Consider the following 23,029-nt stretch of genomic DNA (forward strand, 5'->3'; position numbering starts at 1 on the left):
GTTCGGGATCGGGCATTTATCCTTAACCCTTAATTCATAGCCTTTTGCATTTTTAAAAAAACACTTTTCAATTGTAGTATTTTTCCATACATTTGCGGGCTAATTGTTGCTCATTGAAATCGCTTAAAAAATATTCGATCCCTTTTACGGGGCTTAAACTGGGGAAACACCAGTTTGAATATATTGTTGATGACGCTTTTTTTAACGAGTTTGATTATTCGCTTGTTAAAAAAGCAAACCTGCAGTGCCAGGTTGAGTTGGATAAACAGGAAACAATGCTGATCCTGGATTTCCATATCACAGGCACCGTTGATGCTACCTGCGACAGGTGTTTGGCACAATATCCGCAACCGCTGGATATAACCGAACAACAGATTGCTAAGTTTAGCGACGAGGTTATTGATGAAGATGATGAGATTATCACCCTAAGCAAAAATGATCATGAGATCAACATTGCGGGGCTAATATATGAATACATAAACGTTGCCATGCCATTTATAACGGTATGCGACAATGAGGGTAACACTTCATATTGTGATAAAGAAATGCTCGACAAGCTGAATAAGCTTTCGGCAAATAATGAACAAAATGAGCATACAGACCCACGGTGGGATGTACTCAAGAAAATAAATAAATAACAAATAACAGGATCATGCCACATCCAAAACGTAAAATATCCAAATCAAGAAGAGATAAGCGTAGAACACACTACAAAGCTGAAGCTCCAACTTTAACTACCTGCCAAACTACTGGTGCTGTACACTTGCCACACAGAGCTTATACTGTTGACGGTAACGTATACTACAACGGTAAATTACTGATAGAGAAAGCAGCAGTAGCATAAGTTTAATTTTCTGGAAATGAAGATTGGCTTAGATATTATGGGCGGTGATTTTGCTCCCAAAGCAACCGTTTTAGGGGCAATCGAAGCTTATAAAGCTTTATCTGCCGACCAAAAACTGGTGCTTATTGGCGATAAAGATCTTACTGTCACTATTCTTCAGGAAAACAACGTAAGCCCCGATCACTTTGAGTTTGTTCATACAACCGAGGTGATAGGTATGGGCGAACACCCTACAAAAGCTATCGTTCAAAAGCCTGACTCAAGTATTTCAGTTGGCTTTCAAATGCTTAAAGAAGGGCAGATACAAGCCTTCGCATCGGCAGGTAATACCGGTGCTATGCTTGTTGGCGCCATGTTCAGCGTAAAAACCATTCCCGGCGTTATTCGTCCGGCTATGACTACCATTGTACCCAAACTTAAAGGAGGTTTGGGTATTTTGCTTGATGTAGGTGCCAATGCCGATTGCAAACCCGATGTTTTGCTTCAGTTTGGTGTGCTTGGCAGCTTGCTGGCACAATCGATATATGGCATTGACAATCCGCGTGTAGCACTGATGAACATTGGTGAGGAAGAAGAAAAAGGTAATATCCTTTGTCAGGCTACCTACCCTTTAATGAAAAAAACATCGCTGTTTAACTTTGTAGGTAACGTTGAAGGGCGTGACCTGTTTAGTGAAGGGGCCGATGTTTTTGTGTGCGATGGTTTTACCGGCAATGTAATATTAAAGCTTGCCGAATCGTTCTATGTGATAACACGCAAGAAACAGCTTAATGACGAGTTTTTCGACAGGTTTAATTATGAACAATACGGAGGCAGCCCAATCCTTGGTGTAAACGCCCCTGTAATTGTTGGTCACGGCATTTCAAGCCCCGAGGCCATCAAAAACATGGTTCTACTATCAAAAAACATGGTAGAGAGCCATTTAGTTGATAAAATTAAACAAGCTTTTCAGTAAAAAAATAAAAGATGACTAAGATACATGCTGCTATTACTGCTGTACATGGTTACGTTCCCGACTACATATTAACCAACCAGGAGCTTGAAACACTGGTTGATACAAATGATGAGTGGATCGTAAGCCGTACCGGCATTAAGGAGCGCCGCATACTAAAAGGCGAAGGCTTGGGTACATCTGATATGGCAGTTCCGGCAGTTAACGGCTTGTTAAAAAAGCGCGGTATAGGCGCCGAGGAAATTGACCTTATTATTTTTTGCACCACCACGCCCGATATGCCTTTCCCGGCAACGGCTAATATACTGGGCAATAAGATTGGCGCAGTAAACGCCTGGGGGTTTGACCTGCAGGCAGCCTGCTCCGGATTTATATACGGCCTTACCACAGGTGCCCAGTTTATAGAAAGCGGCAAACATAAAAAAGTACTGGTAGTTGGCGGCGATAAAATGTCGTCGATAGTGAATTACCAGGATCGTGCTACCTGTATTATTTTTGGTGATGGCTGCGGCGCAGTGCTGCTTGAACCCAACACCGAAGGTTACGGCGTTATTGATTCTATATTAAAAAGCGACGGATCAGGAGTACAGTATCTACACCAAAAAGCCGGCGGCTCTGTAAAACCGGCAACCCACGAAACCGTAGAAGCTCGCGAACACTTTGCTTACCAGGAAGGTCAGGCGGTATTTAAATTTGCCGTAACCAATATGGCCGATGTAGCCCATGAAGTAATGGAGCGCAACCAGCTTACCGGCGAAGATGTTGCCTGGCTGGTACCGCATCAGGCCAATAAACGCATCATTGATGCTACAGCTAATCGCACAGGTTTAAGTGCCGATAAAGTGATCATCAATATTGAACGTTACGGTAACACTACCAATGGCACTATTCCATTGTGCCTATGGGAGTGGGAAAGTAAATTCAAAAAAGGCGATAATCTTATTTTAGCCGCATTTGGAGGTGGGTTTACCTGGGGCTCTGTTTATTTAAAGTGGGCCTATTAAATTTAACATATTAAACTGAACAGATTAAAAATTAAAACATCTGTTCAGTTTAATATGTTACTTATTTTATGGTCAAAACAAAAAAACATTTGCACATTTGCATTACTGTAAATTTGACAACAAACCATTGAAAAACATTTGCAGCCTGCCGTATGCGTATACGCTTATCAGCCGGCTTGCTCATCAGTATAATTTTAGATAATAAACTTTATCCAAAACCAATCAATCCCTAAGTATGGATATTAAACAAATTCAGGACCTTATTCGTTTTGTTTCAAAATCGGGCGTAAACGAAGTGTCAATTGAGCAAAAAGATTTTAAGATTACTATAAAAACCAACGAGGTACAGCCTCAGGTTATACATGCGAGCATCCCGGCACAAACAGCACCTGCTGTATTGCCACCTGCTCCTGTAGAGGCGGCACCAGTTGCACCTGCAGCACCAGCTGCGGCAGCAGCACCGGATACGTCAAACTATCTTACCATCAAATCGCCGATGATAGGCACTTTCTATCGCTCTTCAAGCCCGGATAAACCACTGTTTGTAAACGTTGGCGACGAAATAAAAACCGGTTCTGTTGTTTGTATCATTGAAGCCATGAAGCTTTTCAATGAAATTGAATCAGAAATTTCGGGTCGTATCGTAAAAATATTGGTTGATAACGCATCACCGGTAGAGTACGACCAACCTTTATTTTTAGTAGAACCAGTTTAAGATTTTCAGATGTGCTGATTTCAAATGTGCAGATGATTTTAACTCAATTGTACATTTGAAATTCGCACAATTGATCATCAATCATTAATATTTTCATCTGCACATTTGCCTAATTGCACATCTGCATATTAAAAAGATCATGTTTAAAAAAATATTAATAGCTAACCGGGGCGAGATTGCCTTGCGTATTATCCGTACCTGTAAAGAGATGGGTATTAAAACCGTAGCTGTATATTCAACTGCCGACCGCGATAGCCTTCATGTGCGTTTTGCCGATGAGGCTGTTTGTATAGGTCCGCCGCCAAGCCGCGACTCCTACCTGAGTATTCCTAATATCATTTCGGCTGCAGAATTAACTAACGCCGATGCCATACACCCAGGTTATGGCTTCTTGTCTGAAAACGCAAAATTCTCCGCTATCTGTGCCGATTACGGTATCAAATTTATTGGTGCCACTGCCGAGCAGATTAACCAGATGGGTGATAAAGCATCAGCAAAAGATACCATGAAAAAAGCCGGTGTACCTATTGTACCTGGATCTGAAGGTTTGCTGTCTGATGTAAAGCAAGGTATTTCTATTGCCAATAAAATAGGCTACCCTGTTATATTAAAAGCTACCGCCGGTGGTGGTGGCCGTGGTATGCGTATTGTTTGGAAAGATGAAGAGTTTGAGAATGCCTGGGACTCTGCCCGTGCAGAATCAGGTGCTGCCTTTGGTAACGATGGCCTCTATCTTGAAAAATATGTACAGGACCCTCGCCACATCGAAATTCAGGTTGTGGGCGACCAATATGGTAAAGTATGCCATTTATCTGAACGCGACTGTTCTATACAGCGTCGTCACCAGAAACTGGTTGAGGAATCGCCTTCACCTTTCATGACCGAAAAACTTCGTAAAAAAATGGGTGAAGCTGCCATAAAAGGCGCCAAAGCCGTTAAATATGAAGGTGCCGGAACCGTAGAGTTTTTGGTTGATAAAGACCGTAACTTCTATTTCATGGAAATGAACACCCGTATCCAGGTAGAGCACCCGGTTACCGAAGAGGTGATCAATTTTGACCTGATTAAAGAGCAGATCAAAGTTGCGGCCGGTATTCCTATCTCAGGCAAAAATTACGAGCCAACCATGCACGCCATTGAGTGCCGTATTAATGCCGAAGATCCGTTTAACCAATTCCGCCCGTCACCAGGACGTATAACCAATTTCCACTCACCTGGCGGCCATGGTGTACGTATAGATACACATGTGTACACAGGTTACGTAATTCCACCTAACTATGATTCAATGATAGCTAAGGTTATTTGTGTGGCCCAAACACGTGATGAAGCCCTGAGCACCATGGAACGTGCCTTAAGCGAGTTTGTGATAGAGGGTGTAAAAACAACTATACCTTTCCATCTGAAATTAATGCAGGACCCTAACTTCCGTGCAGGTAACTTTACTACTAAGTTTATGGAAACCTTTGAATTTTAAAATAAATTCAAACTATCTTCACAAAATAAAACGTACTTAGCATTACAGAACGTTTAATCAGCGGTATCCATATAAACAATGAGCGAGAATAAGTTAATAAAGGCCATAAAAGATAAAGGTAAAACGATGGAAGCAGAAATGTCTTTCTTCGATCATTTAGAAGCCTTAAGATGGCATTTGGTACGAGCTTCGGTAGCCATTGTAATATTTACAGCAGTTGTATTTTATTTTTACGACTGGATATTTGATACCGTGATTATGGGCCCAAGCAGGCCTACGTTCTGGACCTACCGTATGCTTTGCGAACTGGGTGCTGCCTTGCACCGTTCAGGCTTTTGTATCGATAAGATCAATATCCAACTTATCAATACCGAAATGGCCGGGCAGTTTACCTTGCAGATCAACTCAGCACTCATCATTGGTATTACATTAGGTGTGCCCTATCTGATATGGGAAATATGGCGCTTTATAAAACCAGCCCTGCATGAAAAGGAACGTAAAGCTGCTACAGGCTTTGTTTTTTACGCTTGTTTGTTGTTTTTGCTGGGAATTATGTTTGGTTACTACGTTATCACCCCGATGTCTATCAACTTTTTATCGGGCTACACAGTAAGTACTAAGATCCAGAATTTATTTTCTATCGATTCTTACATATCATCAGTTGCTACCCTAACACTTGCAACCGGTGTGGTATTTCAGCTGCCAATTTTGGTGTACATATTATCTAACCTGGGTATACTAACGCCTAAATTCATGCGCGATACCCGCAGGTATGCTGTTGTAATTATATTGATCATAGCAGCTGTTGTAACACCTACACCAGATATGCTTACCATGACTGTTGTAAGTATACCATTATTTATATTGTACGAGGTTAGTATCATAGTAGCAGGCCTTGTTGAAAAAAGGAAGTTGAAAAACCACGAAGAAACGATGGCTTAATTATTTTGATAACGTTTATCAAAACACAACAATAAATTTTTTCTATCAAACAAAAAGAGGCTTCCCAAAAAGGAAGCCTCTTTTGTTTATGCTATAACTTTAAAATTATTAATGATGTCCGTGGCCACCACCGTGCCCACCGCCGTGATTATCATTGCCATGACCACCACCATGGTTTTCATGTCCGCGACCGCCGCCCCAGTTGCCGCCATGGTTTTCATGACCATGATTCCAGTTACCACGGTTCCCTGCATAACCCGGACGACCACCGTATCCAGGGCGAGCATAAGAGGTTCTGCGGCCATAGTTGCCTCTCCAATAATGAGCATACCTTGCATCATGACTGTTACGAATAATTACCTGGTCATGGCGGCCTCTGTAGCCCACATATCTTGCCCGGTATACATCATGCCTTAACCATGGGTTTCTGTCGTTTATAACCACCTTGTAGCCGTTGTACAGGTTATAATGACGGTAGCGTACAGGCAGGTATCCACGGTGTACCCAAACATTGTTTTCAAAGTAAACATACTGATGGGTTGGCACATCATAGTAGGTATCAATATCGGGCATGTAGTAATAGTTAGCGTAGTCGTATCCAACCGGGCCCCAGGCAGGCTGGCTGCCAATATTTACACCCAGGCTTACGCTTACCTGGGCAGTGGCGGTTTTAACAGTAAAGCAGCCAAGTAATATTGCTGCAGATAAAATGAGCTTTTTCATTAGTAGTGTTTTAAGTGTTACCTGCTTACTAAACGAGTTTCTATTCCCTCTATTAGTAGCATTGTTCGGATGTATGACAGCAATTATCGAAAAAAGTTTAATGTTTTTTCATGCTTATATATCCCCAATTTTAAGCTTAACGATAAAAAAACCGGCTCAGCATTGCTGCTGAGCCGGTTACATTGAAATTTTAAATATAAATTAATTCCTGTGACCTTCGCCATGACCATCATGATGATCATTGTGGTTGTCATGGTTGTCGCGATTATCTTTGTGTACAACCTTGGTTTTGTGAACTACAACCCTGCGGCCTTGTCCACGGTTATTATTGTTTCCGTTCCAGTGGTTACGGTATTTTACTTCTTTACTATCACGAATAATGGTTTGATCACGGCGGCCCCTGTATGAAGCATATTTCTGCCTGATCACATCATTATGAATCCACGGGTTAGGTTGATTTACCACAACCTTGTAACCATGATACACATCATAATTGCTGTAGCGCGGTGGTAAAGCTACGGTGTGCACCCATACGTTGTTATTCAGATAAACATACTGATGAGCATTAATATCGTAATAAGAGTCGATGTCAGGCATATAGTAATAATCTGCATGATCATAACCAGTAGGGCCCCAGTCGGGCTGGCTGCCAATGTTTATACTTAAGCTTATTTGTGCGCTGGCTATTTTTACAGTTAAGCAGCTAAGCAGAATGGCTGCTGTTAAAATTATCTTTTTCATGTTTATAGTGTTATTTGCATGTATGACAGTGAGTATTGTCAAAAGTTTAGCTAATACACACTCCATAGAGGTAACTAATTAGTTACAACTCCACAACACTATGATATACAATTGATTGACTTATTGCTCGTCGTCGGGATCTTTATCAGTTTCTTTTTTACCGGCCATAGCCAATACCGGTTTTCCGATAACTTTATAATTGCCTTCACCTTTGAGTATAGATGCCAGCTGCACTTTATCCTGCATAGTTTTTATAGCGGTAGCCAGTTCCTTATCGTATTTGAAGTTAACCTCATAACGGCCGCGCTCAAAATAATAGCGTGAAGCAATTTCATTCTCCAGCACCTGTTTTATTTCGGCTTTATGCTGCTGCAGGTCATTCTTTTTACTAACCAGGAGCTTTGATTTCAGAATATCATACTCCGCCTGGATGTCGTTAAACTGCTTCTCTTTAGTGGCTTCAGTTTTAAGGCTGGTGAGTAGTTTTTCTGATGATGTGGTATAGTTGTAATTTTTATCGGCAAGATATTTTACAAAGTCATTGTATTCGGCATCAGAAAGGGTAAATTCCTTAGTATCGCCAATTTTGGGATGGTTGTCCCTGTAAACAGTAGCATAATCAAATATCAACAGCTTACCCACTAAGGCTTGCGTTACGTTGGCAAATTTCTCCTGCTTAACAAATATATCAGGATAGATGCCGCTACCGTCAAATACCGAACGGCCATTTTTGGTTTTAAACTCGTGAATCAACGAGTCAGCAACCTTTACTACGCTGCCATCATCTTTACGGTGGGTATAATCAAGCGCCTGTATACAGCGGCCTGAAGGCACATAATATTTTGCGATGGTGATTTTAACCAGGCTATTGTATGGTAAATTGAATGTTTGCTGCACCAGTCCCTTGCCATAGCTGCGCTGACCAATAATAATGGCCCTGTCAAGATCCTGTAATGAGCCGGCAACAATTTCTGATGCTGATGCCGAATGACTGTTAACCAGTACAGTTAAAGGCAAATTAGGCTCAAGTGGCGTATTGATGGTACTGTAAGTAAAGTTTTTATCCTTGATCTTTCCTTTTTGCGAAACTATCTCAACGTCTTTTTGAACAAATAGGTTTACAATTTTTACAGCTTCCTGCAATATACCTCCACCGTTTGAACGCAGATCAAGGATAATACCGTTTGGATTGTTCTTTTTTAAGGTCACCAGCGCGTTGGTAACCTCGCTAGCAGAATTTTCAAGGAATTTATCGAGCTTAATGTAGCCCATATTGCCGCCAACCATTCCAAAGTAAGATACATTGGGTTGCTTGATCTCATCGCGGATGAGATTTTTTTCAAATGGCTGTGGTGTATTATCGCGTTTGATGAGCAGTTTTATAGGCGCCCCTTTTGAGCCTTTTAACAACAGGCTTACCTGTTCGTTATTTTTACCGCTCAGGTCAACATCGTTTATTTTTACGATCTGATCACCCGGATGTATATCGGCTTTTTGGGCAGGAAAACCCGAAAACACATCTGAAATGAACACTTTCCCGTTGCGCAAAAATATGGTAGTTCCAATACCGCCATATTGTGTGCTCACGTAATGCAGCTTATAATCTTCAATTTCCGATTCGGGAACAAACTCGGTATAAGGGTCAAGTCCGTCAAGCATGGCATCAACGCCGGTTTTTACCAGCTTTGAAGAGTTGATATCATCAACATAGTTAATGTTCACCTCTTTGTAAACCGATGCAAAAACATCCAGATTCTTTGATATCTGGAAGAGGTCATCATTAAAAGCCACCGCACCGCCTGCCAGTAGGGCTATACCGGCAATTAAACCTATCTTTTTGTATCTTTTATTGATCACCATAACCTATAACGCCATTAAGCCTATAAAAATACAAAAAGCTTATCAGTTTATAAAGGCAATGCCTTATTTACAGCCTGTTATTATCAATATTTACAAGTGCTTTTTTCAAAGTGAACACTACGTACTTCCTGTCGCGGTTAACCAGATCCATTAACTTGGTTATCAGGCTTTCTTCCTGCCCTTCTGAGTATTGTAATTGTTCATCGGTAAGGTGGTTGTATTTGCGTTGAACCTTTATTTTAACACGCTCCCACTCTTTGTTTGTGATACTGATCTCAGCCATGATTAATTATTTTCAGCAAAAATATAAAAAATACGTTGCAGGCAACATTTAAAACTTTGGCTCGTCAATTGTTAGGGAACAAATAAGGTTTACTTGTAAAACCCGTTTTATAAAATAACAATTTTAAAAATGCCAACCTGTACTATTTAACCAATATAGTTACAAAGCGGCATCACTAACATCAAAATTATGAAAAAGTATTTATTAGGTGCAGCATTAATGATCGCGGTAAGCATCAGCGCAAAAGCACAGGTTTCATTAGGTATTAAGGGCGGTGTCAATTTTTCAAAGATCAGCACCGACAATATTAAAGAATCAAGCCTAACCGGTTATCAGGCCGGTTTATTTGCCCGTGTTGGCGGCAGCGTTTACTTTCAACCTGAGCTTTATTTAAGCGGAACCGGTGGTAAATTTGAATCGAGCGACAACAACCAGAACTTTAGTGGCAAGGTAAGGTTCACCAACCTGAACGTACCATTGCTTATTGGTAAATCATTCGGTGATAAAGATCTAAACTTCCGGGTAATGGGTGGCCCTATATACACCTATCAACTGGACAAGAGCGGCAGTTTAAGCGATAATTTTAACGGAGCCATTGATAACTTTAATAAAAGCAACATCGGTTACCAGGTAGGTGCCGGAGTTGACATTGGAGCTATTACCGCCGATCTGCGTTACGAAGGCGGATTAACCAAGGTGAGCGATAGTTTTGCCAAACGCCAAAACCTTTGGGCGCTTAGTATAGGTTTTAAAATATTTTAAAGGCATCGATTCTTAATAAACAAAAAGCCGGCGGGGTACACCCTGCCGGCTTTTTTTATTGCCATTTCAATTGGTTTACTTGGCACTAAACTGTATGCCTGTTACACCGGCCTGCATGGCCACGGCTTTTACAGGTTTATATACAAAGTAAATTTTATGCAGTTTACCATCGGTAACCGGGTTAATGGTTAAGTGCGTTACGCCCGATTTTTGATCCTTGGTTGGCACCGGCATGCTGCCTTTACCTACTAATTGACCGCCTGGTGCATCAATATGGGCCTCAAAGTTAAAGCCGATAGATGGGGCCGCCTGCCAGAAATGAGTCAGGTTTACTGAACGTACACCGGTAAGGTCAATATCATTCAGCTCAAACCAACCTTCATTTGTTGGCATAATGGCCAAGTTAATACCATTGTATTTGAACATGGTAAAGCCATTAACTTTTTCGGCACCCGAGAACATATAATTATTGCTGTTTAAAACAGCTACACCTTGGCCTGTTAATGCCTTGATGTTATTCCCACCCTCGTCAGTGTACTTGGCTGATAATACCAGGGTGCTTGTTGGCTGTTTACCCGGATCAGGATTGATAGTACCGGTTGGCGGCAATGATTTCTTTTGCGCGTCTTTATTATCCAACGACAACACCCAGGTAATGATCTGGTCAACATCGCCTTTTTTGATGGATGGATGTGCCGGCATAGCGGTTTCGCCCCAAACCCCGGCACCGCCTTTTATTACCTTTTGGGTAAGCTTGGCCATGGCATCCGGATCTTTTTTGTATTTGGCTGATACATCCATAAACGCAGGTCCTATTGATTTGCCAACCTCTTTATGGCAGCTTTTGCAATCCATGGTAAGCATAATGGCCTTGCCGCTGTTTTCCGGTTCACTTTGTTCCAGTTGCGATGCCGATACAGGCTTTTTGTAGCCATTAATATAGTCTACACTTACCATGATTCGTTTAGGGTCAATCTTTGGCGTGTTGATGCCATCGGTAACTGTAACCGCATAACTGAGAGGTAATCCCGGCAAATAAAATGATTTATTACCCCCGGTTAATTTGACAGATACCTGTGGTTGCTCGTTACCGGCATATACCTTTAAAGGCATCGTTTTATCAGCAGCTCCCTGGTTATCTTTAGCTTCCAATATGATCTTATAATCGCCTGGTTTAGTGTAAGTGTAGGTGAGCTGAGGGGTTTCCGTCTGTTTGGTTTCACCGTTGCCTAAATCCCAGGTGTAAGCTATTTTATCACCTTCGGGGTCTTTAGCTTTAGCGCTTAGCTTAACGGTAAATGGCAACTGGCCCGAAGATTTATCAACCTTTATCTGGGTAATATCAGGTGGCCTGTTGCCCGCTATGTAATCAATACGGAACAAGCCAGCATCCGGGTTACGGGAAAACCATCCGCTTCCATATTCTAATCCATATAGTCTTCCATCGGGCCCAACCTCCATATCAATCATGGAGTTTACCTTCAGCCTGTTAAAGAACGGTTCCATTTTATCAAAATCGCCGTTAGGCTTCATGCTAACCGCCTTAATCCAGCCGCGCATCCAGTCGTAAGTTAAAAATTTACCGTTGTAATAATCCGGCAAGCGGGTTTCTGCTGGGAACATGTCGGTATAATACACCGGGCCCGCCATGGCATTTCTGCCTCCCGCACCTACCTGTGGAAAATCTGCCGATGGCCCGTACGGATACCAAATAAATGCCGGTTGCGCCGGTGGCAAATCTGTTAATCCTGTATTGTTACGTGAATTGTTTACCGGATGCTTAGGGTCAAAGGCAGGCCCGTACTTACCTGTTGCATAGTCGTACAAATGGTACGGTTTGTTATTGCCTACAAAATATGGCCAACCAAAGTTGCCCGCCTTGCGTGCCTGATTTACCTCATCGTAACCCATTGGGCCACGGGTGTCCAGGCTGTCATTATGCGCATCAGGACCAACCTCGCCCCAGTACAGGTTCCCATTTTTCTGATCAACCGAGATCCGGTAAGGATTCCTATCGCCCATAACGTAAATTTCAGGGCGTGTTTTGGGTGTACCTTTCGGGAAAAGATTGCCTTCCGGAATGCTATAAGTACCATCATCGTTAACCTTGATACGCATGATCTTACCGCGCAGATCATTGGTATTACCAGCCGAACGGCGGGCATCAAATTGCAGGTGACCAGGCCTGTCATCTAAAGGACCATAGCCACTGGTAACATATTTCTGGCCTTTTTCATCAAACGGGGTTGAGTTATCCCCGGCAGAAAAGAATAACAGCTTATCCGGGCCCGGACCAAAAGCGATAGAGCCGCCTGTATGACAGCAAATTTCGCGCTGGGCCTTTACCTCTAATATTATCTTTTCAGTTTTTTTATCCAGTGTATCGTTCACAAAAGTAAACCTCGACAGGCGGTTAACCGAGCTATCGGCAGGGCTGTAATAGATATATACCCAGTTATTTTTGGCAAAATCAGGGTCTTTGGCCAGGCCAAGTATTCCCTCTTCTGCATTTACACCCGGGGTATGGAGTGTTTTATAATAAACATCAAAAAAGCCAACCTGCTTTACCTTTTGGGTATCATGCTTGTACAACATGATTTCACCGCGGCGTTGCACCACCATAATATCAAAATTAGGCAGAATAGTCATTTCTGTAGGCTCAAAAAACTCACCGGTTGATAGTTGTGTTTTTTTAAACCTGTCTTCATCTGGTGGCAGCTGTGATTTTGCTTTGGAATAATCCAGATCCTTATTATCACCTATAGCATATTTAATACCACCCAGCAGCAATTTCAGATAATTATCTTCAGTGTAAGATTCTTTAGTGTGCCCTGGCTCTATATAAAATGAACGGCCGCCATCAAAATCATGATACCAAACCATAGGGTGATAGCCCATTCTTTTAGCACCATTGTAACTTTTCTCGTCGATAGTTAACAACACGTGAATGTCAGGACTCAGAGCCTCTTTAAAAGAGTAAAACTCATCTGTACGTTTCCATTCTTTAGGCAGGTGCTTGGTTGCAGGATTATTACCATCAACAACATTAAACACACCCTCCTGTACGTTAGGATATTTATCGTGTATACCTGGATGGTCAAAAAACCAGGCGCCGGTAAGGCGGCCATACCATCCCCAATCGTACTCGGTATCCGTAGCGGCGTGTATACCCAAATACCCCCCACCTGCTTGTATATAGCGCTCAAAAGCTGCCTCCTGGCGGTAGTTAAGTACATCGCCGGTGGTGCTCAGGAAAATAACCGCCGCGTATTTTTGTAAGTTATCCTCGGTAAACAGATCAGCATTTTTAGTAGTATCAACATCAAAGCCGTTGGCTGCACCCATTTTTTGAACTGCGGCTATACCGGCATCAATAGATTCATGATGGTAGCCCATAGTTTTGGAAAACACCAACACCCGCGGCTTGCCCACGCGCTTTTTACTACAGGATAAACAAATACAGCAACACGCTGCAAGAATCATCAGTACGATTTTTTTCATATATGTGCTATTAGGTTAGTTTAGTTTAACTGGTATTTATTGCAACTACCGGGGTTCAGTCACAATCGATTGTGATAATTGGCAATGTACCAAATGTATGATAAATATTTAGATATCAAACACATTGTGTTAAAATGACACAGTAAAATTTGTAATACAATTTTCGGAGGCTTAATTCAAGCGTATGCAGGGATCCTTTTTTACGTGTTTTAATACCCCTTTGTTTTTATTATTTTTATTAGATAATCCGAACCTTATGGCTACTAACCGATTAATCCAAAAAAGCTGGACTTCGAAAAAGGAGATCCGTATTGAAGACGATCATATCGTCATCCATGCCAAAACCCTAAAAGATGAGATGGAATACACCATAAAACTTGGTGAGCTTGGTTTTGAAACTATTAAGAGAATTGATAAAACAGCCAACCTGTCTTACTACACTTTCCTGGTATTTACCATACTTGACTCTTACCTTCTTTTTTCAACATGGCAGGATAAAGGCCCACAGGCCGAATTGTTATTATGGGTATTCGGCTTTGTATTTTTCGCCTCGCTGGCTTTATACTCTTTCACTCAGCGTAATAAAGAGATCATTTATCTTGGCGGCGGGCAAAAAATTTTAGAATTACTTGCAACAAAACCCAACAGGCAAACCGTATTGCTTTTTATTGATGAAATACATGCTGCTATCCGTGCTTATTATAAAAACAAATACACCCATTTTGACAGCAGCATTCCTTATGATGTAAAAATATCAACCCTGAGCTGGCTCAAAGAAATGAAAGCGATAACCCATGAAGAGTTTGAAGAATTAAGTGCAAGGCAAAAAACAGAAAGCATCATCGGGTTTAAAAACCAGGAACATCTGAAGTAAGAGCTGATTAAGATGATAAGCGGGAATATCTACTATGATGATTATAAAAGCCCTTAAAACAGCAAAGCCCCTGATGGGCAGGGGCCTTTACTAACCAATTATAAACCTAAATTATGAGAAGAGCTGTAGGAGAAGGGGTCGAACCTTCACGGAGTGGTTATTTTCATTGCTGAAAGTTTCCCAATTTCTCCGCCACCGCGACAAGGAGGTGTGTCTGCCAAAAATTTCACCATCCTACAGGATTGCAATTAAGCTTTGAGCTTAATAGCTGTTGGGGAAGGATTCGAACCTTCACAGAGTGGTTAGCCCGCTTCGGGTTTTCCAGGATCTCCGCCACCGGGACAAGGAGGTGTGTCTGCCAAAAATTTCACCACCCAACATTGTTTTTATTTTAAAGAACTAAGAGCATTTGTCAATTGCTTGATACAAATTTAATAGACCTATCAATTCCTTGCAAATATTTCAACAAAAATATTTTATTTTTATTCAAATTTTAATTAAACTTGTATTTCAATATAGATATTCAAATTTATGTCCCACAGAAAAGCTCAAAATTTAGAAATTGATAATCTTGATATCCAGATTTTATCAATATTAATGAAGAATGCTACCACTCCGTACACCGAGATAGCTAAAGAGTTGATAGTTTCTGGCGGTACCATACACGTGAGAATGAAAAAGTTGGAAGAGATGGGTGTTATAAAAGGAGCCAGCCTGGAAGTAGATCCTCAGAAATTAGGATATGATATTACAGCATTCCTGGGTATATACCTTGAAAAGGGATCTCAGTACAATGAAGCGGTAAAACAGTTAAAAACCATTAAGGAAATTGTTGAACTGCATTACACCACAGGCGAGTGGAGTATTTTTGCCAAAATTGTTTGTCATGATACTACCCACCTGCGCGAAGTTTTAAATGAGCAGATACAAGGCGTTAAAGGTATTCAACGCACCGAAACTTTCATTTCACTTGAAGAAAGTATCAGGAGGCAGATTACCTTAGAATAAAAACCTTTACCAGAAATAAGAATAAGGGGCTGTCACCCTATTTTAATACAGAATGACAGCCGTTCCCCTACTTAAACTTATTCTTTAAAGCCGCCAATTTTATAGCTATATCCGTTTCTTCCTGTTGTTCGGGTTTCCTGCCGTAGTTAGGTTTATTGCCTGCAGGCCTTCTGTCGTCGCTTCTTTTTTGTTGCGGGGCAGTTTTGTCATTGTCTTTCATTGATAAGGCAATGCGCTTGCGGTTTACATCAACTTCGGTAACGGTTACCTCAACCTTTTGATGTACCTTAAGTACTTCATTGGGGTCTTTAATGTATCGGTTGGTGATCTGGCTCAGGTGCACCAACCCATCCTGATGCACGCCAATATCAACAAAGGCGCCAAAATTGGTAATGTTGGTAACAATACCCGGCAGTTTCATGCCCACTTTTAAATCATTAATGGCGTTTACCCCTTCGGTAAAGCTAAAGGCCTCAAACTGCTCGCGTGGGTCGCGGCCTGGTTTAGCCAGCTCGGCCATAATATCGTTCAGGGTAGGTAAACCCACAGTTTCTGAAGTATATTTTTGCAGCGGGATGCTTTTACGCAGCGGGGCATTGCTCATCAGATCTTTCACGGTACAGTTCATATCTTTTGCTATCTGCTCCAGCAAGCTGTAACGCTCGGGGTGTACCGCGCTTGAATCAAGCGGATTTTCGGCCTGGTGTATGCGTAAAAACCCTGCTGCCTGCTCAAAAGCCTTTTCGCCAAGGCGAGGCACTTTTTTCAACTGATCGCGGCGTTTAAAGGCACCGTTCTGATCGCGGTATTCCACAATATTTTGAGCCAGTTGAGGTCCTAAACCTGATACATAGGCTAATATTTGTTTAGATGCCGTGTTCAGTTCAACACCTACAGCATTCACACAGCTCATTACAGTATCATCCAATGAGGTTTGCAGTTTGTTCTGATCCACATCATGCTGGTACTGTCCTACTCCGATTGATTTTGGGTCGATCTTTACCAGCTCGGCTAATGGATCCATCAACCTTCTGCCGATGGATACTGCACCTCTCACGGTAATATCCTTATCCGGAAACTCCTCCCTCGCCACATCAGCTGCCGAGTAAATAGAAGCGCCGCTTTCGTTCACCATTACAATAACTACACCGGGCAAATTCAGGTTACGCACAAATACTTCGGTTTCGCGGCCAGCGGTGCCGTTACCTATAGCAATAGCTTCAATATTATATCTTTCAAATAAATGCTGAACCGTTTTTTCTGCCTCACGTGCCTGCCCTGCCCCGGTGTGCGGGTAAATGGCGGTATTTTCCAGCAGCTTACCCTGTTCATCCAGGCATACCACCTTACAACCGGTACGGAAGCCCGGGTCAATAGCCATTACCCGTTTTTGGCCCAATGGCGCGCTTAGTAAAAGCTGACGTGCGTTTTCTGAAAACACACGGATAGCCTCTTCATCGGCTTTCTTCTTGGTAAACAGGCGCACTTCTGTTTCCATCGACGGTTTTAGCAAGCGCTTGTAACCATCGGCAATGGCTTGCTTCACCTGATCAGCAGATGGATTGTTGGCTTTTACAAAAGTATCTTCCAGTATGGCAACAGCCTCATCCTCCTCGGGTTTAATATCCAGCCATAAAATTTCTTCCTTTTCACCACGGCGCATAGCCAGGATGCGATGGGATGGTGCCGATTTTACAGGCTCCTGCCAGTCGAAATAGTCTTTATATTTAATACCAGCCTCTTCTTTACCATCAACCACTTTTGATTGAAAAGTTCCCTTTTCAATAAATAACTCACGGATGCGGGTACGTACCTCGGCATTTTCGCTGATGGTTTCGGCAATGATATCCCTTGCGCCTGCCAGGGCTTCTTCTACACTATTAACACCTTTTTCGGCATCAACATAAACCGCAGCCTCTGTAGCGGGATCGCCTTTTTGCTGTAACAACAACAGATCGGCCAGTGGCTGCAGGCCTTTTTCGCGGGCTGTAGTAGCACGCGTTTTGCGTTTGGGGCGGTAGGGCAGATAAATATCTTCCAGCACCACCATGGTTTCGGCCTCGTTGATCTGCTTTTCCAGTTCGGGTGTTAACTTGCCCATGTCGGTAAGCGATTTCAAGATGGCCTCACGGCGTTTATCCAGATCGCGCAGTTGCTGTACACGGTCGCGGATCTCGGTTACTTGCACCTCATCAAGGGTACCTGTAACCTCTTTACGATAACGGGAAATAAACGGAACGGTGGCACCTTCGTCAAGCAATTCAACAGTGGCGCTTACCTGCTTTTCGGCAATTGAAAGCTCCTGGGCTATTTTTTTATAATGAGATATCATATTTCAAAAATTCGGAATGCGAAGTTGGGTACTCTCCGGTTAAAAAGCAAAAATGGTTTGCAAAAAGAATAGACACGTGGCGTCATGCCGAATTTATTTCGGCATCCCACTTGTCCATCCATATAACATGACGTGTGTAATCCTGAGAGATCCTGAAATAAATTCAGGATGACGTTTCGGGGTGAATATCAATTCAACTGTTTCACCACCCGTTCAATGGCCTTGCCCCAAAACTCTCCAAGCGACACCGCCCCGGTTTGATTTGGGTGCAGGTAAAATGTGCCCTGTTTGCCATTCTCCGCTATCAGTTCGGTCAGGTGGTGTTTTTCAAAATAATCAAACGCCTTTTTATCTCCCACAAAAACATGTTTCGGATTTGCAACAGCATAGGCATGTACCAGGCTATCCAATTTAGGCACATAGCTTTGCAGTCTTGATAAACCCTCCTGTAAATACATAGAGCCATTGTAGGTATTCGGACTATACCAGATGGGGTGCTCAAAAATGACGATAGCCTTCGGAAAATCGGCCAGCAATTTATCGGTAATCGTTTTTACGTTTTGGATATAATTATCGGGCGATACCGGTGCGCCGTGCGGGCCATGAATGGCGCTATCATTAGTACCCAGTTTCACCGAAAATATCAATAGGGCATCTTTATCGGTAAAGGCGTTAGCAGCCTCTTCAACCTTGGTAAAAGTATTGCTGCCTGGTAAAAAATCAAGAGTGGTATAGCCGCTATGCCCCTGGTTGCTAAACTCAACCGTACCCATGTTGTTTTGTTTGCGCAGCCAGGCTATGGCCGTTGCCGGTGGTGCTTCTGTAGCGGGATCACTCAGCTGAACGCCTTGAGTTATACTATCGCCTATAAATACCACATTGATATTTGGCTTTTTAACTCCGATTACAGCCGCTGAAACATTGCATAGCAGCAGTATGGTAATAAACAGATATTTCATAAACTTATTAATATACTCATTAGTTCCCCTCTTGAGAGAAAAACAGCCCATCAAGAAGCAGAATCATTGAATCAGGCTGTTATCTACTCACCCCGACATCGCTACGCTTGTCAACCCTCTCTCCGGCTTCGCCGCAAAGAGGGTTGGGAAAACTTTTTTGTTCATCATCCATTTTCAATCCCCTCTTTGTCCAAAGGACAGAGAGGGTGGTCCAGCGAAGCGTAGACCGGGTGAGTTGTTGTATGCCATGTAAATCAAAGATTTAACACTCAAAGCCTTTCACTCATCACAAAAAACTCATTCCCCCTACCACTTCACACCCATATTCCAGAACATGAATGCCCATTTATCAACCTGGCCGCTTATTACCTGCGCGGTACTCTGCCCCGCGCCGTGGCCTGCTTTGGTTTCAATACGAATCAATGTTGGGGCCGGGCCCTGCTGGTACTCCTGCAGGCGCGCACCGAACTTAAACGAATGGGCAGGCACTACACGATCGTCATGATCGGCGGTGGTGATCATGGTGGCCGGGTATTGCTGTGGCTTTAAGGCATGGTAGGGCGAATAATTATACAGGTACTTAAACATCTCTTCAGAATCTTCGGCAGTACCGTAATCATAGCTCCAGCCGGCACCTGCGGTAAATTTATTGTAGCGCAGCATATCCAAAACACCTACAGCCGGGAAGGCAACTTTAAACAGATCGGGCCGTTGGGTTAGCATAGCCCCTATTAGCAAGCCTCCGTTTGAACCGCCGGAAATGGCGAGCTTCTCTTTGGAGGTATACTTGTTTTTGATCAGGTATTCGGCAGCGGCAATAAAATCATCAAACACGTTTTGCTTTTTCATTTTAATGCCCTTACGGTGCCATGTTTCGCCATATTCACCACCTCCGCGCAAATTAGGCACAGCATAAATACCGCCATGCTCAAGCAATATAATGTTTGATGTGCTGAACGCCGGAGTTAAACTTACACCGAAACCACCATAGGCATAAAGCAGCGTTGGGTTTTCGCCGTTTAGCTCCGTCCCTTTTTTATAGGTGATGATCATCGGTATTTTGGTTTTATCCTTTGAGGTATAAAACACCTGTTTCGATTCATATTGCTCCGGATCAAACTTCACGCCCGATTTTTTATATACCGTTGATTGTCCGCTGGCAATATCCAGCTTAAAAATAGTTGGCGGATATACGTAATTGGTAAAAGTGTAATAGGTTTCCTTTTCTTCCTTTTTGGTACCAAAACCTGCCGCTGTACCTACCGATGGTAATGTGATAGTACGTTCCAGCTTGCCATTCATATCATACTGCTGCACAAATGAGGTAGCATCTTTCAGGTATTCGGCAAAAATTTTACCGCCACCGGTACTGGCGGTAAGTACATCTTTAGTTTCGGGGATCAGGTTTTTCCAATGTGTTATGGTTGGGGTAGCAGCATCCACCGTAACAATCTTAAAATTGGGCGAGTAGATATTGGTGAGGATATACAGCTTGCTTCCTACATTATCAAGCACATTATGCTCATTATCAAAATTATCAACCACATTAACAATTGTGCTGTTGGGCTTGCTCAGGTCCTGGATATACAGCTCGTTTCCTGTTGTAGAGGTTGCTGCTGTGATCACCAGGAAACGTTCATCTTCGGTAAGGTAGGCGCCAATATACCGGCGCGGTGTTTTATCGCCTCCAAATATGAGCTTATCCGAGCTTTGAGGCGTACCCAGTTTGTGGTAATAAAGCTTATGATATTGTGTGAGGCCCGATAACTGGCTGCCCGCTTTTGGCTTATCATAACTGCTGTAATAAAAGCCATCGGTACTTTTCCAGGCCAAACCGCTGAATTTAATATCGATAAGCGTGTCGCCAACTGCACTTTTATCTTCTGTTTTTATCACAATGACCTTGCGCCAGTCAGATCCACCTTCCGATATCTGGTAAGCGGCTAAATCGCCGTTTTTAGTGAACTCTATTCCTTGCAACGAGGTTGTACCATCGGCCGAGAACTTATTGGGGTCGAGGAATATTTCGGGTGTACCATTATCGCCTGCTTGCCGGTATAAAACCGATTGACTTTGCAGACCATCATTTTTATAAAAATAAGTGTATTTGCCTTCCTTAAACGGGGCGCTGTATTTTTCGTAGTTCCACAGCGTTTCTAACTGCTTGCGCATTTCCTCACGGTACGGAATTTGGCCCAGATAGTTTTGAGTAACCTTATTTTCTTCCTTTACCCATGCCTTGGTATCGGCGGCTTCGTCGTTTTCAAGCCAGCGGTATGGGTCGGGCACGTGGGTGCCAAAGTAGGTATCAACCGTATCTGTTTTTTTTGTTTGCGGGTATGGTAGCGTTTTTATGCTCATTTGTTGTGCCTGGGTATAACTATAAAGTAAAACTGCTAATGCAAATAAACAGGTAGTTTTTTTCATATTGGTTTTTAAATTACAGGGAAACTAAAGATATGATTTGAGCATGACCGCAGCAATAGCTTTGGCCCAATAAAGGTTAAAAGTTGTTAATTTTGCCCGTTCCTGCTATTTAATTGAGCCGGGCACCCTATATTAGCCCCCGATTATAAAAAACAAGCATTAGCTAAGCTGCGGAACAACTAATTTCCGGATATTTGGCCAAACCCGTAGGTGTAATTATTTATTTATAATAGATTTTATATCCTACCGGCTATTATTGATAATAATGCTTTTTTTTACACGTTTGCTAAACCAAATAACAGGTATAAGGGGCAAACTTATATTTATTAGTAGTATAATTTACAACATGAAACAAACCTTTACATTTCTTACAGCATCTTTATTTATGCTGATCGTGCTTAATGCAAAAGCCCAGGATACAGCAGATACCGACGGAGATGCACCGGCAAAGGCTAAAAGCTATATAGGTATATTTGGTGGCCAGTCAAGGGCCCTTAGCGATTTTAAAAGCACCAATTACAGCAATCCAAAAGCCGGTTTTGCAAAAAATGGTTTTGTAATGGGTATTGACGGAGCCGTTTACTTTTTCAAGAACCTGGCTTTAGGCTATACTGTATCTAAACAAGACCAGGGCAATTTGACTATCGACGATGATCAGATAATTTCACAAGGTTATACCGACGACTTTAAGGCTGATGGATCTACCGTTACTGCCGATAAACGTTACAGAAGTTATAATGTATTACTGGGCCCTCAATACACATTTTTATACCACCGTTTAAGATTTGACCTGCGTGCATCGGCAGGTGTTATAAAAAACACGGCAACACCAAGCGTTGCGGTTACTATTGATGGTGTTAAGGCACAAACAGCGGTATTTACCCAGGAAAGTTCAAAAGGAACAGCATTTGCATACGGAGGCAGCGCGGCCATACGTTTTGACATGGGCGACGGCTGGGACCTGATGCTTAAAGGAAACTACATTAACTCAAAAGGACCAAACATTACTACCACCGGCCGTACCAGCGGCCTGGGCCGTATGGTAACCAAGCAGCCAATGACTGAAGGGCAGATTGTGCTGGGCTTAGTGAAAGAATTTTAATTAACAACATACGGCGGTTGCATCCGCATTAAAAACAAAAGAGCAGTACTGATAACCGGTACTGCTCTTTTGTTTTTAATGCACTTCAAACTGTTCAGGCTTATCGGCAGCAACCTCGGGTTGGTCTTTAAACATTAAAAACGTTCCGGTAACGCACACTTGTTTTCCCTTAATGTGGGTAAAATCAAGCTTGGTTTTATTGCCCTTTACTGCAATGGTATATTTTTGTCGCGGGTAAGCGGCCCCCATATTCAACAGGGTAAGCGTATCACTTACAGTTTTCATAGAGTAAACAGTATCGCATAGGGTACCGGTTTTACCCAGGTTGTTTTTAAAATCGGCGGCGCTAAATGAGTGCTGGGCATTTGCCACACCGGCAAAACCAAATAACATCAAAGCCGGGAGTAATATCTTTTTCATTAATTCATGTGTTAAAGCATAACTGTTATATGCCTGTTAATTCAAATATATCCTGTTAATATTTATTAATTGTTAATTACTGATACATAACACCTGCCTGCTATTA

The 23,029-nt window shown here is 42.4% G+C and carries 20 protein-coding genes and 1 tRNA gene; 11 read left to right on the forward strand and 10 right to left on the reverse strand.

Going from position 1 to position 23,029, the window contains the following annotated elements; all coding sequences use genetic code 11:
* Positions 1 to 113: 113 nt before the first annotated feature.
* The 7 genes from QWZ01_RS19320 to tatC all read left to right on the forward strand — a co-directional run bounded on the left by QWZ01_RS19320 (position 114) and on the right by tatC (position 5,931).
* Positions 114 to 638, forward strand: coding sequence for a YceD family protein (locus tag QWZ01_RS19320; RefSeq protein ID WP_290326178.1), 525 nt, complete (start codon positions 114 to 116; stop codon positions 636 to 638).
* Positions 639 to 652: 14 nt separating this feature from the next.
* A complete protein-coding gene (rpmF, locus tag QWZ01_RS19325) occupies positions 653 to 844 on the forward strand; it encodes a 50S ribosomal protein L32 (protein WP_076373869.1) in 192 nt (63 codons plus the stop codon).
* Between the two features lie 16 nt (positions 845 to 860).
* Positions 861 to 1,799 (forward strand): phosphate acyltransferase PlsX, encoded by a 939-nt coding sequence (gene plsX, locus QWZ01_RS19330; RefSeq protein ID WP_290326180.1) that lies wholly within the window; start codon positions 861 to 863, stop codon positions 1,797 to 1,799.
* Positions 1,800 to 1,810: 11 nt separating this feature from the next.
* A complete protein-coding gene (locus tag QWZ01_RS19335; protein ID WP_290326182.1) occupies positions 1,811 to 2,800 on the forward strand; it encodes a beta-ketoacyl-ACP synthase III in 990 nt (329 codons plus the stop codon).
* Between the two features lie 235 nt (positions 2,801 to 3,035).
* The gene (gene accB / locus QWZ01_RS19340) at positions 3,036 to 3,515 is read left to right on the forward strand and encodes an acetyl-CoA carboxylase biotin carboxyl carrier protein (protein WP_290326184.1); all 480 of its coding nucleotides are present in this window, start codon (positions 3,036 to 3,038) and stop codon (positions 3,513 to 3,515) included.
* Positions 3,516 to 3,654: 139 nt separating this feature from the next.
* Positions 3,655 to 4,989 (forward strand): acetyl-CoA carboxylase biotin carboxylase subunit, encoded by a 1,335-nt coding sequence (accC, locus tag QWZ01_RS19345; protein WP_290326187.1) that lies wholly within the window; start codon positions 3,655 to 3,657, stop codon positions 4,987 to 4,989.
* Between the two features lie 78 nt (positions 4,990 to 5,067).
* Positions 5,068 to 5,931, forward strand: coding sequence for a twin-arginine translocase subunit TatC (tatC, locus tag QWZ01_RS19350; RefSeq protein ID WP_290326189.1), 864 nt, complete (start codon positions 5,068 to 5,070; stop codon positions 5,929 to 5,931).
* 108 nt (positions 5,932 to 6,039) lie between these two features.
* Here tatC and QWZ01_RS19355 read toward each other — a convergent pair whose 3' ends face one another.
* The 4 genes from QWZ01_RS19355 to QWZ01_RS19370 all read right to left on the reverse strand — a co-directional run bounded on the left by QWZ01_RS19355 (position 6,040) and on the right by QWZ01_RS19370 (position 9,538).
* Positions 6,040 to 6,654, reverse strand: a complete 615-nt coding sequence (locus QWZ01_RS19355; protein ID WP_290326191.1) for a hypothetical protein — start codon at positions 6,652 to 6,654, stop codon at positions 6,040 to 6,042.
* Positions 6,655 to 6,855: 201 nt separating this feature from the next.
* Complete coding sequence (locus tag QWZ01_RS19360) at positions 6,856 to 7,395, reverse strand: hypothetical protein (protein WP_290326194.1); 540 nt, start codon at positions 7,393 to 7,395, stop codon at positions 6,856 to 6,858.
* A gap of 120 nt (positions 7,396 to 7,515) precedes the next feature.
* The gene (locus QWZ01_RS19365; RefSeq protein ID WP_290326196.1) at positions 7,516 to 9,255 is read right to left on the reverse strand and encodes a S41 family peptidase; all 1,740 of its coding nucleotides are present in this window, start codon (positions 9,253 to 9,255) and stop codon (positions 7,516 to 7,518) included.
* A gap of 67 nt (positions 9,256 to 9,322) precedes the next feature.
* On the reverse strand, positions 9,323 to 9,538 hold the full coding sequence (locus QWZ01_RS19370; RefSeq protein ID WP_290326198.1) for a hypothetical protein: 216 nt from the start codon (positions 9,536 to 9,538) through the stop codon (positions 9,323 to 9,325).
* A gap of 189 nt (positions 9,539 to 9,727) precedes the next feature.
* On the opposite strand from QWZ01_RS19370, the gene QWZ01_RS19375 reads away from it, so the two are divergent.
* Positions 9,728 to 10,300 carry a porin family protein gene (locus QWZ01_RS19375; RefSeq protein WP_290326200.1) on the forward strand — a complete coding sequence of 191 codons (573 nt, stop codon included), beginning with the start codon at positions 9,728 to 9,730 and terminating at the stop codon, positions 10,298 to 10,300.
* Positions 10,301 to 10,375: 75 nt separating this feature from the next.
* On the opposite strand, the gene QWZ01_RS19380 is transcribed toward QWZ01_RS19375, so the two are convergent.
* A complete protein-coding gene (locus QWZ01_RS19380; RefSeq protein WP_290326201.1) occupies positions 10,376 to 13,801 on the reverse strand; it encodes a ThuA domain-containing protein in 3,426 nt (1,141 codons plus the stop codon).
* 256 nt (positions 13,802 to 14,057) lie between these two features.
* Here QWZ01_RS19380 and QWZ01_RS19385 point away from each other — a divergent pair, with 256 nt between their 5' ends.
* Positions 14,058 to 14,675 (forward strand): hypothetical protein, encoded by a 618-nt coding sequence (locus tag QWZ01_RS19385; RefSeq protein WP_290326202.1) that lies wholly within the window; start codon positions 14,058 to 14,060, stop codon positions 14,673 to 14,675.
* A 268-nt stretch (positions 14,676 to 14,943) separates the two neighbouring features.
* Here the strand turns inward: QWZ01_RS19385 and QWZ01_RS19390 are convergent.
* Positions 14,944 to 15,055, reverse strand: a tRNA-Asp gene (locus QWZ01_RS19390).
* 151 nt (positions 15,056 to 15,206) lie between these two features.
* Here QWZ01_RS19390 and QWZ01_RS19395 point away from each other — a divergent pair.
* Positions 15,207 to 15,683 carry an Lrp/AsnC ligand binding domain-containing protein gene (locus QWZ01_RS19395; protein ID WP_076373882.1) on the forward strand — a complete coding sequence of 159 codons (477 nt, stop codon included), beginning with the start codon at positions 15,207 to 15,209 and terminating at the stop codon, positions 15,681 to 15,683.
* 67 nt (positions 15,684 to 15,750) lie between these two features.
* Here QWZ01_RS19395 and QWZ01_RS19400 read toward each other — a convergent pair whose 3' ends face one another.
* From QWZ01_RS19400 to QWZ01_RS19410, 3 genes are all read right to left on the reverse strand, one after another.
* Positions 15,751 to 18,015 (reverse strand): Tex family protein, encoded by a 2,265-nt coding sequence (locus QWZ01_RS19400; protein WP_290326203.1) that lies wholly within the window; start codon positions 18,013 to 18,015, stop codon positions 15,751 to 15,753.
* 188 nt (positions 18,016 to 18,203) lie between these two features.
* The gene (locus tag QWZ01_RS19405) at positions 18,204 to 18,974 is read right to left on the reverse strand and encodes a GDSL-type esterase/lipase family protein (RefSeq protein ID WP_290326206.1); all 771 of its coding nucleotides are present in this window, start codon (positions 18,972 to 18,974) and stop codon (positions 18,204 to 18,206) included.
* 306 nt (positions 18,975 to 19,280) lie between these two features.
* A complete protein-coding gene (locus tag QWZ01_RS19410; protein ID WP_290326208.1) occupies positions 19,281 to 21,401 on the reverse strand; it encodes a prolyl oligopeptidase family serine peptidase in 2,121 nt (706 codons plus the stop codon).
* A 346-nt stretch (positions 21,402 to 21,747) separates the two neighbouring features.
* Between QWZ01_RS19410 and QWZ01_RS19415 the strand changes: the two genes are divergently transcribed.
* Positions 21,748 to 22,503 (forward strand): hypothetical protein, encoded by a 756-nt coding sequence (locus tag QWZ01_RS19415; RefSeq protein ID WP_290326210.1) that lies wholly within the window; start codon positions 21,748 to 21,750, stop codon positions 22,501 to 22,503.
* 75 nt (positions 22,504 to 22,578) lie between these two features.
* Here the strand turns inward: QWZ01_RS19415 and QWZ01_RS19420 are convergent, their stop codons facing one another.
* Positions 22,579 to 22,923 (reverse strand): hypothetical protein, encoded by a 345-nt coding sequence (locus QWZ01_RS19420; RefSeq protein WP_290326212.1) that lies wholly within the window; start codon positions 22,921 to 22,923, stop codon positions 22,579 to 22,581.
* Positions 22,924 to 23,029: the final 106 nt, after the last annotated feature.

Source organism: Mucilaginibacter aquaedulcis, from assembly GCF_030409325.1.
GTDB classification, from domain to species: Bacteria; Bacteroidota; Bacteroidia; order Sphingobacteriales; family Sphingobacteriaceae; genus Mucilaginibacter; species Mucilaginibacter aquaedulcis.